Source organism: Alishewanella tabrizica (genome assembly GCF_014652375.1).
Taxonomy (GTDB): Bacteria; Pseudomonadota; Gammaproteobacteria; order Enterobacterales; family Alteromonadaceae; genus Alishewanella; species Alishewanella tabrizica.
Genome location: NZ_BMYR01000001.1, coordinates 110,292 through 124,894 on the forward strand (window position 1 = coordinate 110,292; position 14,603 = coordinate 124,894).

Consider the following 14,603-nt stretch of genomic DNA (forward strand, 5'->3'; position numbering starts at 1 on the left):
TGCCGTGTTAAAACAAAAGACCCACGCTTTTGGCGTGGGCCTTTTGTTTTAATCTGGCGGGAGAGAGTCACTCGAAAAGTCAAATTAACACACTGAAAAAGTTAGATATACAAAACAAACTAAAAATATGTAACCCCCAGAAGAACCCCTATTTACTGGGCTTTCTGTTTACTTTGTGTTGATTGCTCCATCACTTTACGCTGAGCATTGTTAGCTTGCTGCAGTACAGCTAGAAACACTTCTCGCTTTTGAGCTTCAGTCGCGTTTCGGAAAAAATCAGAAATAGATCCAAACTCAGCTTTTGATTCTTTACCAACCAAAATATCCGCCTTATTCCCGTGAAGTGAATTGCCTTACGGGTAAAGCAACTTTAGGAAGATTTAAACGTGTACAAGTTGACATCAAATATTCTCGCCAATAAGGCCAAACATGAAAACTTGCATTTTCGACAGCAAAAGCTGTTAGTGCTTCTTCATCCGAAGCATCGAAATCTTTATCTAACAAATACTCACTCACGAAGCTCGCTTCAATTTGGGCAAATATATTGTCAGATTTCAAATCATCACTTTCAGAAACTAAACGACAACCGACTTTAATATATACAGCGAAGAAGTTCTTTACACTTGCTTCGGCTTCTTCACTAATTCCAAATACTTCTGATTTTTCGACGCCGGTCATGAACTGATAAACAAGAGAAGTGTCGTCAGGCCGTTTGGGGTCCCAGCCGTCCTTAGTGAAAAACTCCGAATGCTTCAAATACACATCGTGTACAGCAAGACCTTTGATTGCTCTTTGCAATGCTTCTTTAGCCATAACAGACTTCCGACTCAGCTGCTTTAAGTACTGTACTTAAGTCCACTTGACGGTTATAAGCAATACGGTTGCCTGTTTCTATCGGTACAACTTTTGCCGAAAACGCATGATATGGAGTAGCTTGTTTATGATTAAATGCCCCGAGCGCATGAGATAAACAATTCACAATTAAATGGTTTAAACTAACATCTTCATCTTCGGCCCACTGTGAATATGCCCTATGCATACTCTTCGGCATTCTAAGCGTGACTCTGCCACTAAAATCATCTGCTACTTCCATAGGTGCAGGAATTTGCTTATTTTTCTCTTTGAAAATCGCAATTGTCGTCTCAATTGAGTCGACAGCAAGTGCATAAGCCTCTTCATATGAATCAGCATATTCGGTCAGATCCGGAAACTCACGCACTCTTGCTTCGAAGCACTCTTCACCTTCGAAGACTCCTTTACGGACAGTGATGCTATAATTTTGTGCGTCCATCGACGTTCTCCTCGTGTACCCAACTCTATTGGCTAAGTTCGTCAGAATACTGCTCTAATATTTTTCTTATGTTTTTGATATAAGCAGGTTTTATTTGTGGGTTTTTGCCATGATCACAATTAAAAGAACCTGAATAAAAGTCTTGCAGTCGGTCATGAAAAAAAACTTTATGGCCTCCGCGTTTTCCGTCTTTTACTTCAAAGCCTAAGCTTTCAAGTGCTTGCACCACGTCTTTACAACGCAAAGTCGAGCTGCCCTGAAACAAGCTTAGAACAGACTTAAAACTTTCTCTACTCATTGTGACACCATATATAGTGTCATAGTTCCGAGGTGCGCAGTATTATACTTTTCGCTCAAACTTGCAACGATTTTCAAATGTCTGCTCTCCTTAATCACTAGAATTGAATTTCTTGGCGCTTTATAAAAACTGTTCACACCCACTCTTCCCCTAATGCCTCTGCCTGCTGCAGCACCAGCTGCACGGCATCGTCGGCCATATCTGGCGGATATTTGTATTTGCGTAAAATACGTTTTACCATCAGGCGCAGGCTGGCGCGGACGCTTTCGCGTTTGCTCCAATCGATGCTGATGTTCTTACGCAGGTTGTCGGTGAGCTCATGCGCGATTTTCTTAAGCGTTTCATCACCCAGTTGCAGCACTGCAGCTTCGTTATTGGCTAATGCGTCGTAGAATTTAATTTCGTCTTCAGTCAGGCCCAGATCATCACCGCGTTTGGCGGCTTCACGGAATTTCTTGGCCATTTCGACCAGCTCTTCCATCACCTGCGCGGTTTCGATACTGCGGTTCTGGTAGCGGGTTACTACGTTGCTTAGAAGCTCTGAAAACTTCTTTTGCTGAATTACATTACTGGCAAAGCGGGTTTTAATTTCGCCTTCTAATAATCGCTCCAGTAATTCAACTGCCAGGTTACGCTCGGGTAGGTTGCGCACTTCCGCTAAAAACTCATCGTCTAAAAGGCCAATATTGGGTTTATCTAAACCCACCGCATCAAAAATATCGATCACCTGATCTGACACTATCGCTTGGCCTATGATCTGGCGAATGACTTGTTCTTTTTCTTCGTCACTGCGTTTTTTGGCGCTGATGTCGCGTTTGGTTAGAAGCACCTTAACGGCTTGCAAAAAAGCCACTTCGTCACGCACGGCTTTGGCTTCATCCAGAGTACAACACAAACTAAAGGCTTTGCTCATGGCCAGGGCGGTATCGGCAAAGCGCTTCTTACCGTCTTGAATACCGAGCACATGGTTAGCGGCACCGGCAATCAGCTTATGGCTACTGGTGGCAAAATCACTGTAATCAAAGCCATGTAGCATGCCGCGCAGCACATCCAGCTTTTCTTCCAGTACCGACCAGGCTTCTGCAGCATCGACAGTTGGCTTACCACGGCCATTGCTAGCGGTGTATTCTTTTAGGGCTGCTTTAAGCTCGTTAGCAATGCCAATATAATCGACCACCAGGCCGCCTTGCTTATCTTTAAACACGCGGTTTACTCGGGCAATGGCCTGCATCAGGTTATGGCCTTTCATCGGTTTATCAACATAGAGCGTATGCACACAGGGCGCATCAAAGCCGGTGAGCCACATATCGCGCACTATTACTAACTGCAGCGGATCTTTCGGATCTTTAAAGCGCTTCTCTAACCGCTTTTTAACCTGCTTGGGGTAGATATGCGGCCTAAGCAAAGCTTTATCGCTGGCAGAGCCGGTCATCACGATTTTAATTGCGCCCTTTTCGGGGTCCTCATCATGCCATTCAGGTTTTAGTGCCACAATCGCATCATATAAGTGCACACAGATCTCACGACTCATGGCGACCACCATGGCTTTGCCCTGCTGTGCTTTGTTGCGCTCATCAAAGTGCGCCACTAAATCTTGCGCTACTTGCTGAATACGTGGCTCTGCACCGACTAACCGCTCCAAGGCCGCCCATTTGCTTTTTAGCTTGCTCTGCTGCGCTTCTTCTTCGTCTTCGGCCAGCTCGTCAACATCATCATCAATTTGCGGCAGCTCATCTTGCTTTAGGCTAAGTTTAGCCAGGCGCGATTCGTAATAAATGGCCACGGTAGCGCCATCTTCTTTCGCCTGCTGCATATCGTAGATATGAATATAGTCACCGAACACGGCACGGGTATCGCGATCTTCACTGGATACCGGCGTGCCAGTAAAGGCCACAAAAGTGGCATTAGGCAACGCATCGCGCAGATGCTGCGCGTAACCTACTTGGAATACATTTTGTTTTACTTGATAAGCAGCACCGGCCTCAGCGGCTAACCTTGGCGTGCTCTTCTCTTTGATTTTGGCATCAAAGCCATATTGGGTGCGGTGTGCTTCATCAGCAATTACCACAATATTATGACGAGTAGATAGTACTGGGAATTTATCTTCATCCGCCCCCGGCGCAAACTTTTGAATAGTGGCAAATACAATACCACCCGAAGGCCTGTTACTGAGTTTTTCACGTAAGTCTTGCCGGGTTTCGACTTGTACCGGTTGCTCGCGCAGCAGATCTTGCGCCAGCGAGAATACGCCAAATAGCTGGCCGTCTAAGTCATTACGATCGGTAATCACCACTATGGTAGGGTTTTCCATCGCCGCTTCGCGCATTACTCGCGCGGCAAAGCAGGTCATGGTAATGCTTTTGCCACTGCCCTGAGTATGCCATACCACCCCGCCCTTACCTTTTTGCTTGGCTTCAACCCCAGGGCGCGAGGCAATCACTACCTGCTGTATAGCGGAGCGCACCGCATGAAACTGGTGATAGCCCGCAATCTTTTTCACTAGGGTGCCATCATCTTCAAACAGCACAAAGAAGCGCAAGTAATCCAGTAAGTACTCGGGGGCAAAAACACCCCGCAGCATGGTTTCCAGCTCGTTAAACTGGCCAAGCGGATCAAGGTTTACACCATCGATAGTGCGCCATTGCATAAAGCGTTCGGCATTGGCCGACAATGAACCCATGCGCGCTTCCGAGCCATCGCTAATGACCAGTATTTCGTTGTACTGAAATACATCGGGAATTTGCTCTTTGTAGGTTTGGATCTGATCAAAGGCTTTCCAAATGTCGGCGTTAACATCGGCCGGGTTTTTCAGCTCAATTAGCACCAGCGGCAAGCCGTTAATAAACAAAATCACATCTGGCCGGCGGCTATGTTTGGGGCCTTTTAAGGTGTATTGATTAACGGCTAAAAACTCGTTACTGCCGGGGCTATTTTCCCAATCAATCAGTTTTACAAAGTCACCGCGGGTTTCACCGTCTTTTTGATACTGCACCGGCACACCGCCAAGCAGTAGATTATGAAAACGGCGGTTGGCCGATAGCAACGCCGGAATGCCCAGCTCTTTTAACTGGGCAATGGCATCATCACGGGCGACTAAGGGAATATGGGGGTTAAGCCGAGCAATCGCGGTTTTTAAACGCTCAAGTAGCAGCGGCTGCATATAGTCGGCACGTTCGGCAGCTGAGCCATCAGGGGCAATGTCATAACCATTAACTGGCGTGTAGCCAATATCGGCTAACCAGCCGAGTACTTCCTGTTCTAATTGGTCTTCTGTCATTTATCGTCCCTAAATCAGCCAACTTGCTGTAACTTATGTTTGATACCTTGTTGTAGTTTTAAAATCAAGTCTTTAGCGGCATCTTGTGCTTCTAAATCAAACGGCATAACTAGCAGCGTTAGTTTATCGCTAAAGCGAAACTCGCCAAGCTCGGTACCGGCAGGGTACTTTTGCCAGGCCGGATAAATCAACACCAGTGTACCCTCACCGCCCAGATAATTCTGGCCATAAGCAAATAGCTGATAAAAATCTTGCTGGCTAAGCCCATACTTATTTTCTCTGTCTTTGGCATCAAGCAGCTTCCACTTGGTATCGAGGATCCAGCGTTCACTTCCCAACTTAAGTTGCAAGTCTGGCTTTAATTGAAAGAAATCTTTGCCTCGATGGATGCACAGATACTTGCTGGCAAGCTGGGTATTTACTTCGCCTTTGATACCCGCCATGCGCTGCACTGCAGCCTCTAGCTCTGCTGCAACATAGCTTTCAAATAAGCGCTCCATCGGAAATAACATACTAATGCCCTGCCACTGCCCTTGCACGGCCAATGGCACATGCTGGCTTAGCACAAATTCGCACCAAGGCTTTATGCCCTGGTAATGTGCCATTAAGCGATCGGTGCGCCATGCATTAAAATCGCTTTGCACATCGGTCGATGCTGGCAACTCATGTAACAGGCTTTGTAGTTCATGCGCCAGCCGCCAGTTGTCGTTATCTTGGGTGGTTTTGCATACCTTAAGCAAAGCGGCTTTTAATAAGCGGTTTTCAGGCCGATCCGCGGTAAAAATATCATGCCGAATATGGAAGATATGCTCACGCCCAGCTGGCTGACGCAGTTGTTTCACGACATCCAATTGGCCACGCAAAAAACGCTGCGGCTCTTCAATGCGCTGATAATCAAAGCGCATACCGCGCTTAACCAAGCTATCTAATTCAGTTAAAAACTGTGCCATTAGCCACTCAGGCAACGGCGCATCAAAACGCTCTATATCGGTGTGCCCAGTTTCTCGCTGCTTAAGCTGCATGGCATTAAGGATAAGCTTGCGCAGTAACTTGCGGGCACTTTGTTTGCACTCGCCCTCAACCCGGTGCTTGGGCAGTATTTCAATCACCTGGCCGCAAGGTGATTCCAGCACGCCAACATAGTTATCTAGCCTCAGCCACTTTTGATCATCGAGCTGCAGCAATTGTAAACCGTTGGCTTTAAATTGCTGGCCCAGCTTTACCAACCAGCTAAAGGCTGATGGCGAAATATGCGCGGCATCCAGCGTGTTATGCGCCAAAGCTGCAGTGGTTAAACGCGCATATTCACGCACCACAACCGGCTGCATTAGGCCTCTTGCTCCGTTACTGGCCCGGCTGTTTGGTAAATGCGCTGATAGGCTTCAGCCTGCTGTAATGCAGCGGTATTTATGCGCCAGCAGTCACGCGGCTTAAATTGCGATACGCCAGGGAATAACTGCTGTGCGTCAATAGTTTTATCTTTAACAATAAAGGCTAAAGAGTCTGGTTTAGTCTGGTCTGCCAATACCCAACCAATACGCTGCCAGTCTTCAAAGAAGTACTCTTGCAGTAGTGGCAGTATGTTTTGCGCAAATATATCAGCTAGCAACTCCAGGCTTGGGTTATCCTGCAAAGGCATAAAGTAGGCGTGACCAATACAGTGATCACGATCCAGCAGTGCCGTGATGCGTTGGTTCATTACCCGAAGCATCACGTCGATATTCACACCCTCTACATCCACATCGTCTAACAGCTCTGGCTGGGGCTGCACTTCTACAAAGGTAAAACGGCGGCGCAGGGCTAAATCCAGCCCGGCCAGTGACCTATCCGCCGTATTCATTGTGCCGATGATGTAGAGGTTGTCCGGTACACCAAACTTATCGCCTGTCAGTGGCAAGGTTACTTCTAAGGCTTCTGGCGCACCAATGCGCTTGGATGGCTCAATTAAGGTAATGAGCTCACCAAAGATGCGGGAGATATTGCCGCGATTGATCTCATCAATCACCAGTACATAATTCTGCCGCACTACCTCGGTGGCACTCAACTTCTGGCCTAACTCACGAATATGCGTAATTAAGGCATCATAGTAAGGCTGCAAACCACCATGTACCTCACGCTGGCCATCAAACACGGCCTGTAGAGTTGAAAGCGCCAGCGTGTGCACTGAGTTCCCCTGGTTCTTATCAAACCGAATGGTATTGTCTTCCACCTCGGTAATCACAAACTGTGAGCGCTTGGTTTTAATCGAAACTCCTGCTGGTGATTCATCCAGTTGCTGAATAAATGCCTGCCAACAGTCGCTAAAAGAATCGCTGGCTTTTCGCACCTCAGTTGTGCGGTACTCACGGGCAGCATTAACTAACTTTCGAAACACCCCGAGTTTTTTCTCGTAGCTGATCTTGCCGTCGGTCGATGTGGCAGATAATCCTTCCACAAAATCTTCATAGCTGTAGCTTTGATGGAAAGTAACAAAGCGAATGCGCCCTGCAGTAACTAGCTCATCATAACGAGCTTTTAGCTGCTCTCGACATTCCCAGATAAAACCAGTATCTGCTGCTTTTACCGCGGCTTCGATGGTGATATAGGTTTTACCGGTTCCTGGTGGGCCGAAGAAAATTTGGTTTAGATGATTGCTATGATTACTATCGCTTTTATCATCTTCAATTTCCGCTGTATCAAAGTCGCTATTTTTTTTACCTTCAAGTACATCTGCTTTACGCCAAAGCTCAAAACCATACTCAAGTGCTGATTTACCATTTCTGTCGGCAATAAGTTTGGTATAGGCCTCAGAATGAGTAAAGTTTCGTTTACCAGCCATAAAAGGCTCAAATTTTCTTAATGCATAAATTGGTAAGACAGAAGGCTTTGAATGGTTCTGATAAATAAAAGCTAACTTCCATTTCAAAGCCGACTCAAAATCCATAGCTTCAATTGCCGCTACATCACCCGCTTCGATTGACTTAATAACTTTTAAGATGTTTTGCTTTATAGCTGAAAAAGCTTGTTTAGCATTACTACCATATTTGTTTTTCCATGAGTAACGTTCATCCATGCTAATATTCTTCCTGTCTCCTTTTGGCTCAGCTTTTCGCTCATAGATACCAAACTTAGATGAATCTCCACCTTTAATTGAGCCAAGGTATTTACCAGCACCAAATTCTAACCAATAGATTAGTGAGTTGTTATCACCCACCGAAGTATAGTTTTGCAATTTCATGGATTTCAGTCTTTCTATTGGCCAAGTCTCTCTAAACTGCTTTAAAAATTGTTGGCGCTCTTGAATGGTGATACCCATATATCTAAATTCCTTTTTGGTTAGTTAATCTGAAGAAGCCAATATCGCTTCAGCCTCTGGCAAACGCAACTGACCGGAGATTAGGCGGGGAAGTAAGGTATCGCGCAGGTTAGCCAGTGTTAGAGCTTTCTTATGATTAGCTGAGATACTCTGTTGAATTGGTGTGACTACCTGATCAAATGCTTCGGACACTTCTTTATCTGGTGCCGCTAAACTAAAGCTTCCTAAAACATCGTTCTGAACACGCTGCCGACCACTAGTACCTGACATGCTTCGAATTGCGAACGCTCTAAATAAAGGCTGCCTTGCGAGCAAGTAACCATGAAACTCTGGCAATGGCGCTCTCGGTCTTAAAACGACAAACTCTGTAGAGCCCCAACCAATTTCATCATTTTCTAAAAAATCAACGAATGCCGTTTTGCCATTTTCGAGGCATGGCGTAATTCTCGCTAGTAAAGTATCACCATTGCAAAATTTTGTGCCTGAACCAAACTCGCGGTCGTTAACATCAGCTGTTACATGACCCTGTGTTTGAACACTCGCCATATCTAAATATTTCGCGACAACTCCCTTTTTCAATTGGCGCTTTGGATTGATCTCATATGCTTCATCAAGCTTCTTCCAAGACCACCCTTCCGGTATTAACCCCTGCGGGGATTCGACCAGGCGGGAGGGAAATAGCGCTTGGATCTCTGCTGGCAGGCTGGGAGCTTGCGTGCCTGCGTTGGCATGCACCGGGTCAAAATCGACAAACCAGGATTTATACAGCGCCTGGGAGATGGCTTCTAAGGTGGTATTGGTTTCTCGTAGAAGGACTATGCGGTCGTCAAGTGCACGTAAAATAGAGCTTATTCTTTTTTGTTCATCGAGAGGCGGTAGCGCAATTTGAAACTTCTTTAATGAGGTAAAGTTAAAAACAGGCTGAACGGAGTTTGCATTTAATGCATTGATATAATTACTGGTCTTAGGCCATACAAAAAAATAATAAACAAAATCAGTACATGCTAATTTTGCGTTGACTCTGAGTCTCATTGTGTTTGTCGAAAGCACATAGTGCTCCACACCACTGGCTTTGGTTAGAATCCCAACCTTACCGATAGTACCGACCTTTGGGAATATAAGATCACCTTCTTTACAGTGATTCCTTGTTAGAGTCGCGTACTTATCCAAACTAACATAGCGACGATCAGACCAGTCAAATGAGCGGCCTTGAATATTTTTCCCCTGAACAACCAATGCACCTTCGTCTGTATAATCAACATTCTTTAGAGAACTACCGAATGGCGCATCAGCTAACTCTTCAGCAATGTCTTGAACCGTATAAATTGTCCATTCAGAACTCATACCCCAGCCCTCCTAACTTATGGCGGATTAACTGGTCTAGCTCTGCGCCTTTGGCCATTTGCTCGCCGAGCTTTTCGGTTAAGGCGGTCATCTTATCGGCAAAGGCGTCGTCGCAATCTTCCACTTCTTCTGCGCCAACATAACGGCCGGGCGTTAATACATGGCCGTGTTCGGCAATTTCACTGAGTGGCACGCTGCGGCAGAAACCCGCAATGTCTTGGTAACCTTGCTCAAAACCTTCCACACCAGTCATATCTTCGCCGCGCCACGCCTTGGCAGTGTTGGCAATACGGTCAATTGCGGCTTGGTCTAACTCGCTTTGCACACGGCTGATCATCTTGCCGAGCTTACGCGCATCGATAAATAGCACTTCGCCTTTACGCTGCTGCTTTTGCTTGGTTAAAAACCATAAACAGGCCGGTATTTGGGTGTTAAAAAATAGCTGGCCCGGTAGCGCCACCATCACCTCGACCACATCGGCATCGACCATGGCGCGGCGAATGTCGCCTTCGCTGTTTTGGCTGGAACTCATAGAGCCATTGGCCAACACAATACCGGCACGGCCGCTGGGTTTTAGGTGATACAGCATATGTTGCAGCCAAGCGTAGTTAGCATTACCTTGTGGCGGGTTGCCATACACCCAACGCGGATCCCCTTCCAAACTACCGTGCCACCAGTCGCTGATATTAAAGGGCGGGTTAGCCAGAATATAATCGGCGCGTAAATCGCTATGCTGGTTTTTAATAAAGGTATCAGCAGGCTCGCGGCCCAAATTAAAGTCGATACCGCGAATGGCCAGGTTCATTGCCGCTAAGCGCCAAGTGGTCGGGTTAGACTCCTGACCGTAAATCGACACATCGCCCAACTTTCCGCCGTGTGCTTCAATAAACTTTTCGGACTGTACGAACATGCCGCCACTGCCACAGCAGGGGTCATATACTTTGCCCTGGTGCGGGTCCAGCACTGCCACAAGGGTATTTACAATCGACCGTGGCGTATAGAACTGGCCGCCCTTTTTACCCTCGGCACTGGCAAACTGGCCTAAAAAGTACTCGTATACCTGACCTAAAATATCGCGCGCCTTGCTTTGATCTTCACCAAAACCAATGGTTGAGATCACATCCACTAGTTCGCCTAGCTTACCATCCGGTAACGGCGAGCGAGCATAGCGCTTATCTAAAATACCTTTTAAGGTCGGGTTTTCCTGCTCAATTGCTGCTAAGGCATCATCAATGCGCTTGCCAATATCGGCTTGCTTGGCGTTGGCACGCAGTGCTTCCCAGCGTGCGTTTTCTGGCACCCAGAATACGTTAACCATTTTAAAGTAATCGCGATCTTCCAGCTCTGCTGCTAAGTCTTCCTCGCTGGCATCAGCAAAATACAGCTCGTCGCTGGGATCGTCCAGGCGCTTTAAGAGTTCGGCGCGGCGGCTAGCAAAAGAGTCCGAGATAAACTTTAAGAAAATCAGCCCCAGTACAATATGCTTGTACTCGGCGGCATCGACATTAGCACGCAGTTTATCGGCGGTGGCCCACAGGGTTTTCTTGATGTCTTGTAGCATGGTTGGGGTATGTCCTTATGTCGTGTTAGGTACACGCGCTATGTTATTGTCTGGCAAAGGTGCCAGTGAGATGCCGGTAATTTAACGCATTTAGAAACAAAGGGGTAGTTTTGCGTTGCTTGGTTGGGTTTGGTTTATTTTGGTGTGTATGGTTTTGTGGCAGGTGTTTGGTCATTAATGTTGTATGTTGCGATTTTTAAACTTAATTAGCATCAAGTTATGGATGTTATTGTGAGTTATATAAATGAGGAAACTATTGGTTTTACGTATGCGGAGAGTTAGGGATTGCCAGAACCATCCCTGATTCTGGCCCTTCGGGCCGCACTTAAGTGCGGCCAAATTCGCTCCCAGCGTTTTGTGCCAGAACCATCCCTGGTTCTGGCCCTTCGGGGCCGCACTAAAGTGCGTCCCAACTTGTTCCTGACAAGTTGGTCGAACCGCAGGGTTCGAACCAAATCCCCTGTCTCTGCCGCATTAATGAAAAAACCCACGCTTTTGGCATTACGGAGAGTCAGGGATTGCCAGAACCATCCCTGGTTCTGGCCCTTCGGGCCGCACTAAAGTGCGTCCAAATTCGCTCCCAGCGAATTTGTCGAACCGCAGGGTTCGAACCAAATCCTCTGTCTCTGCCGCATGAATGAAAAAATCCACGCTTTTGGCGTTACGGAGAGTCAGGGATTGCCAGAACCATCCCTGGTTCTGGCCCTTCGGGCCGCACTAAAGTGCGTCCAAATTCGCTCCCGGCGAATTTGTCGAACCGCAGGGTTCGAACCAAATCCCCTGTCTCTGCCGTGTTAAAACAAAAGACCCACGCTTTTGGCGTGGGCCTTTTGTTTTAATCTGGCGGAGAGAGAGGGATTCGAACCCTCGTTAGGGGTTAACCTAAACACACTTTCCAGGCGTGCGCCTTCAGCCACTCAGCCATCTCTCCGGGGCTTGCTCTGCAAGCGCCGCTATACTAGGTAAAAAGCGCCGACTTAGCAATAACTATATGCAACACTGTGGCGTTATTGCCGCTATTTTAAGCAGCGGACAATAACAACCTTATTTAGGCGTTACCTTTGACCTGCATTTTTTGCTCTTTAGCGAAATTTAACATCCGATCAAGCGGTATTAATGCTTGCTCACGGATAGCACCATCAACAAAAATTTCGTGTCCGTCATGGTTAAGTAGCGCGTCTTCAATCGCTTTTAAGCCGTTCATCGCCATCCAAGGGCAATGCGCGCAGCTGCGACACGTTGCGCCGTTACCACCGGTTGGGGCCGCTATAAAGGTCTTATTGGGCATTAGCTGCTGCATCTTGTAAAAGATGCCTGCATCTGTGGCTACAATAAACATCTCGTTAGGCAGCGTTTGGCTGGCTTTAATCAGCTGGCTGGTTGAACCTACGGCATCGGCTAATTGCACCACGCTATCGGGCGATTCCGGGTGCACTAGCACTGCCGCTTCTGGGTGCTGCTTTTTCAGCTCAATTAACGCTTTAGCTTTAAACTCGTCGTGCACAATACAGGCGCCATTCCACAGTAGCATATCGGCACCGGTTTGCTTTTGCACATAGGCACCTAAATGCTTATCTGGGCCCCATAAGATTTTCTTACCTTGGCTGTCTAAGTAGTCGACTACATCTAGCGCGATAGAGGATGTCACCACCCAATCAGCGCGGGCTTTAACGGCTGCAGAGGTATTGGCGTATACCACCACTACGCGATCTGGATGCTGATCGCAAAACGCTGAAAACTCTGCTGCTGGGCAACCTAAATCGAGCGAACAGGTAGCATCTAACGTGGGCATAATGACGGTTTTTTCTGGTGTTAAAATCTTGGCGGTCTCGCCCATAAATTTTACACCCGCGACTAACAAGGTTTTAGCCGGATGCTGATTACCAAAACGGGCCATTTCTAACGAGTCTGAAACGCAACCGCCAGTTTCTTCGGCCAAGGCCTGAATTTCGGGATCAGTATAGTAATGCGCAACCAATACCGCATCTTTTTGCTGTAATAAGGTTTTAATCCGCGCTTTATAGGCGAGCTTCTCGTCTTGGTTTAATGGCACAGGCTTTTTCGGGAAGGCAAAGTCTTGCTCAGAAAAATACAACGGCTGGTCCATAGAATTTACTCAGTGACTAATGAAAGGCGCGTATTATAAAAGAAAAATTAGAAAAAGACAGTATTGATGCTGCTTGGTGGGTCATGATGGATTCGAACCATCGACCAACGGATTAAAAGTCCGCTGCTCTACCAGCTGAGCTAATGACCCAAACAGGATAACGCGAGAAGTGGTGGGTCATGATGGATTCGAACCATCGACCAACGGATTAAAAGTCCGCTGCTCTACCAGCTGAGCTAATGACCCAAACAGGGTAACGCGAAGTGGTGGGTCATGATGGATTCGAACCATCGACCAACGGATTAAAAGTCCGCTGCTCTACCAGCTGAGCTAATGACCCACTTCGGTGTACTATGTTTGCGCGGTTTGGTGGGTCATGATGGATTCGAACCATCGACCAACGGATTAAAAGTCCGCTGCTCTACCAGCTGAGCTAATGACCCTAACCGCGGACGCATATCTTACTGATTTACGGAATTTCTGCAACCAAAAACTGTGATTTTTTGCCGTTTACCGTGCCAACTGCTTAAAATGCCAGCGAAGCGCTGTGGAACTAGGCGAAAATTGGGTACTGACTAAGCAAGGGGATTTTAGAAAAGAAAAAACCCGGCACTGGGCCGGGTTGATCATTTAAGCGCCTCGAGGCGTTCCTTTGCTAACCGCGCTGCGGTTGAGCTGCCATGAGCAGATACCAGTTTGTTGTAATGTGTTAAGGCCGTGGCCTTATCATTTGTACGCTCTGCTATCTGACCGAGCTTTAACAGTGCATCCGCAACTTTGTTTGATTCTGCGAAGTTATTCACTACGCGTTCAAACTGAGTTTTGGCCTTAGCCAGATCATTGTTATTAAATAATAACTGACCTAGCCAGTAATGCGCATTTGGCGCATACACCGAGTTCGGATAGGTACGCAAAAAAGTCTCAAATTCAGGAATTGCAGCATCAAAGCGCCGATCTTTCAGCACCATGTTTACTGCTTTGTCATAGGCTTCATTTTCCGAGACATTCCCCGAAACTATCACCGCTGGACCACTCGCTGCAGGTGCTGTGCTGGCTGGTGCATTAGATGCCCCACCCTGCGCAGCACTCATACGACGTTCTATTTCCTGGTAAATATCACGCTGTCGTTGGACGACTTCATCCAACTGATACGAATGAGTTTCGGTAACACCACGCAACTCACTAACTTCATCCAAGAGGATCTGCAATTGTTGTTGCATTCTCACCTGGCCTTCAGCCCGAGCTTCTACTACCCGCTCTAACGCAGCCAACCGCTGTTCTAGCGTGCCCGCTGCGGCAGGAGTAGCAGCAGATGAAGTTGTTCTGCTGCTTCTGCCTATCTCAGTAACTGGCGCCGGATTTGCCCAGACGCCAACACTGACTAAGGACATTGCTATAAGCAGAGGTTTCTTCACTGTCATCCTCACTCG

11 protein-coding genes and 5 tRNA genes are annotated in these 14,603 nt (G+C 47.2%); all 16 read right to left on the minus strand.

Annotation, left to right across the window (positions count from 1 at the left end):
* Positions 1-152: 152 nt before the first annotated feature.
* The 16 genes from IE070_RS00485 to ybgF all read right to left on the minus strand — a co-directional run bounded on the left by IE070_RS00485 (position 153) and on the right by ybgF (position 14,594).
* The gene (locus tag IE070_RS00485) at positions 153-320 is read right to left on the minus strand and encodes a hypothetical protein (protein WP_189479369.1); all 168 of its coding nucleotides are present in this window, start codon (positions 318-320) and stop codon (positions 153-155) included.
* Positions 321-330: 10 nt separating this feature from the next.
* Positions 331-813, minus strand: coding sequence for a preprotein translocase subunit SecB (locus IE070_RS00490; protein WP_189479371.1), 483 nt, complete (start codon positions 811-813; stop codon positions 331-333).
* Positions 806-1,291, minus strand: a complete 486-nt coding sequence (locus IE070_RS00495; RefSeq protein ID WP_189479372.1) for a toxin-antitoxin system HicB family antitoxin — start codon at positions 1,289-1,291, stop codon at positions 806-808. Before IE070_RS00495 ends, IE070_RS00490 begins: the two co-directional genes overlap by 8 nt.
* Before the next feature lie 25 nt (positions 1,292-1,316).
* On the minus strand, positions 1,317-1,589 hold the full coding sequence (locus IE070_RS00500) for a type II toxin-antitoxin system HicA family toxin (RefSeq protein WP_189479374.1): 273 nt from the start codon (positions 1,587-1,589) through the stop codon (positions 1,317-1,319).
* A gap of 133 nt (positions 1,590-1,722) precedes the next feature.
* On the minus strand, positions 1,723-4,866 hold the full coding sequence (locus tag IE070_RS00505; RefSeq protein ID WP_189479376.1) for a type I restriction endonuclease subunit R: 3,144 nt from the start codon (positions 4,864-4,866) through the stop codon (positions 1,723-1,725).
* Positions 4,867-4,880: 14 nt separating this feature from the next.
* Positions 4,881-6,194, minus strand: coding sequence for an McrC family protein (locus IE070_RS00510; protein ID WP_189479378.1), 1,314 nt, complete (start codon positions 6,192-6,194; stop codon positions 4,881-4,883).
* A complete protein-coding gene (locus IE070_RS00515) occupies positions 6,194-8,161 on the minus strand; it encodes an McrB family protein (RefSeq protein ID WP_189479380.1) in 1,968 nt (655 codons plus the stop codon). The genes IE070_RS00510 and IE070_RS00515 overlap by 1 nt, the downstream gene beginning before the upstream one ends.
* A 24-nt stretch (positions 8,162-8,185) precedes the next feature.
* Entirely contained in the window at positions 8,186-9,505 is a 1,320-nt protein-coding gene (locus IE070_RS00520; RefSeq protein WP_189479382.1) for a restriction endonuclease subunit S, read from the minus strand.
* Complete coding sequence (locus IE070_RS00525) at positions 9,495-11,066, minus strand: class I SAM-dependent DNA methyltransferase (protein WP_189479384.1); 1,572 nt, start codon at positions 11,064-11,066, stop codon at positions 9,495-9,497. Before IE070_RS00525 ends, IE070_RS00520 begins: the two co-directional genes overlap by 11 nt.
* An 841-nt stretch (positions 11,067-11,907) precedes the next feature.
* A tRNA-Ser gene (locus IE070_RS00530) sits at positions 11,908-11,997 on the minus strand.
* A 117-nt stretch (positions 11,998-12,114) separates the two neighbouring features.
* Positions 12,115-13,173 carry a quinolinate synthase NadA gene (nadA, locus tag IE070_RS00535; RefSeq protein WP_189479386.1) on the minus strand — a complete coding sequence of 353 codons (1,059 nt, stop codon included), beginning with the start codon at positions 13,171-13,173 and terminating at the stop codon, positions 12,115-12,117.
* Between the two features lie 74 nt (positions 13,174-13,247).
* A tRNA-Lys gene (locus IE070_RS00540) sits at positions 13,248-13,323 on the minus strand.
* A 20-nt stretch (positions 13,324-13,343) separates the two neighbouring features.
* Positions 13,344-13,419: transfer RNA gene (locus IE070_RS00545), tRNA-Lys, on the minus strand.
* Positions 13,420-13,437: 18 nt separating this feature from the next.
* Positions 13,438-13,513 (minus strand) — tRNA-Lys (locus tag IE070_RS00550).
* Positions 13,514-13,540: 27 nt separating this feature from the next.
* Positions 13,541-13,616 (minus strand) — tRNA-Lys (locus tag IE070_RS00555).
* 183 nt (positions 13,617-13,799) lie between these two features.
* Positions 13,800-14,594 (minus strand): tol-pal system protein YbgF, encoded by a 795-nt coding sequence (gene ybgF / locus IE070_RS00560; RefSeq protein WP_189479388.1) that lies wholly within the window; start codon positions 14,592-14,594, stop codon positions 13,800-13,802.
* Between the last annotated feature and the right edge of the window lie 9 nt (positions 14,595-14,603).

Bases quoted from the DNA above. Each gene is read 5' to 3' on its own strand.
- IE070_RS00490 (WP_189479371.1), bottom strand. From the start codon at position 813: ATGGCTAAAGAAGCATTGCAAAGAGCAATCAAAGGTCTTGCTGTACAC.
- IE070_RS00495 (WP_189479372.1), bottom strand. From the start codon at position 1,291: ATGGACGCACAAAATTATAGCATCACTGTCCGTAAAGGAGTCTTCGAA.
- IE070_RS00500 (WP_189479374.1), bottom strand. From the start codon at position 1,589: ATGAGTAGAGAAAGTTTTAAGTCTGTTCTAAGCTTGTTTCAGGGCAGC.
- IE070_RS00505 (WP_189479376.1), bottom strand. From the start codon at position 4,866: ATGACAGAAGACCAATTAGAACAGGAAGTACTCGGCTGGTTAGCCGAT.
- IE070_RS00510 (WP_189479378.1), bottom strand. From the start codon at position 6,194: ATGCAGCCGGTTGTGGTGCGTGAATATGCGCGTTTAACCACTGCAGCT.
- IE070_RS00515 (WP_189479380.1), bottom strand. From the start codon at position 8,161: ATGGGTATCACCATTCAAGAGCGCCAACAATTTTTAAAGCAGTTTAGA.
- IE070_RS00520 (WP_189479382.1), bottom strand. From the start codon at position 9,505: ATGAGTTCTGAATGGACAATTTATACGGTTCAAGACATTGCTGAAGAG.
- IE070_RS00525 (WP_189479384.1), bottom strand. From the start codon at position 11,066: ATGCTACAAGACATCAAGAAAACCCTGTGGGCCACCGCCGATAAACTG.
- nadA (WP_189479386.1), bottom strand. From the start codon at position 13,173: ATGGACCAGCCGTTGTATTTTTCTGAGCAAGACTTTGCCTTCCCGAAA.
- ybgF (WP_189479388.1), bottom strand. From the start codon at position 14,594: ATGACAGTGAAGAAACCTCTGCTTATAGCAATGTCCTTAGTCAGTGTT.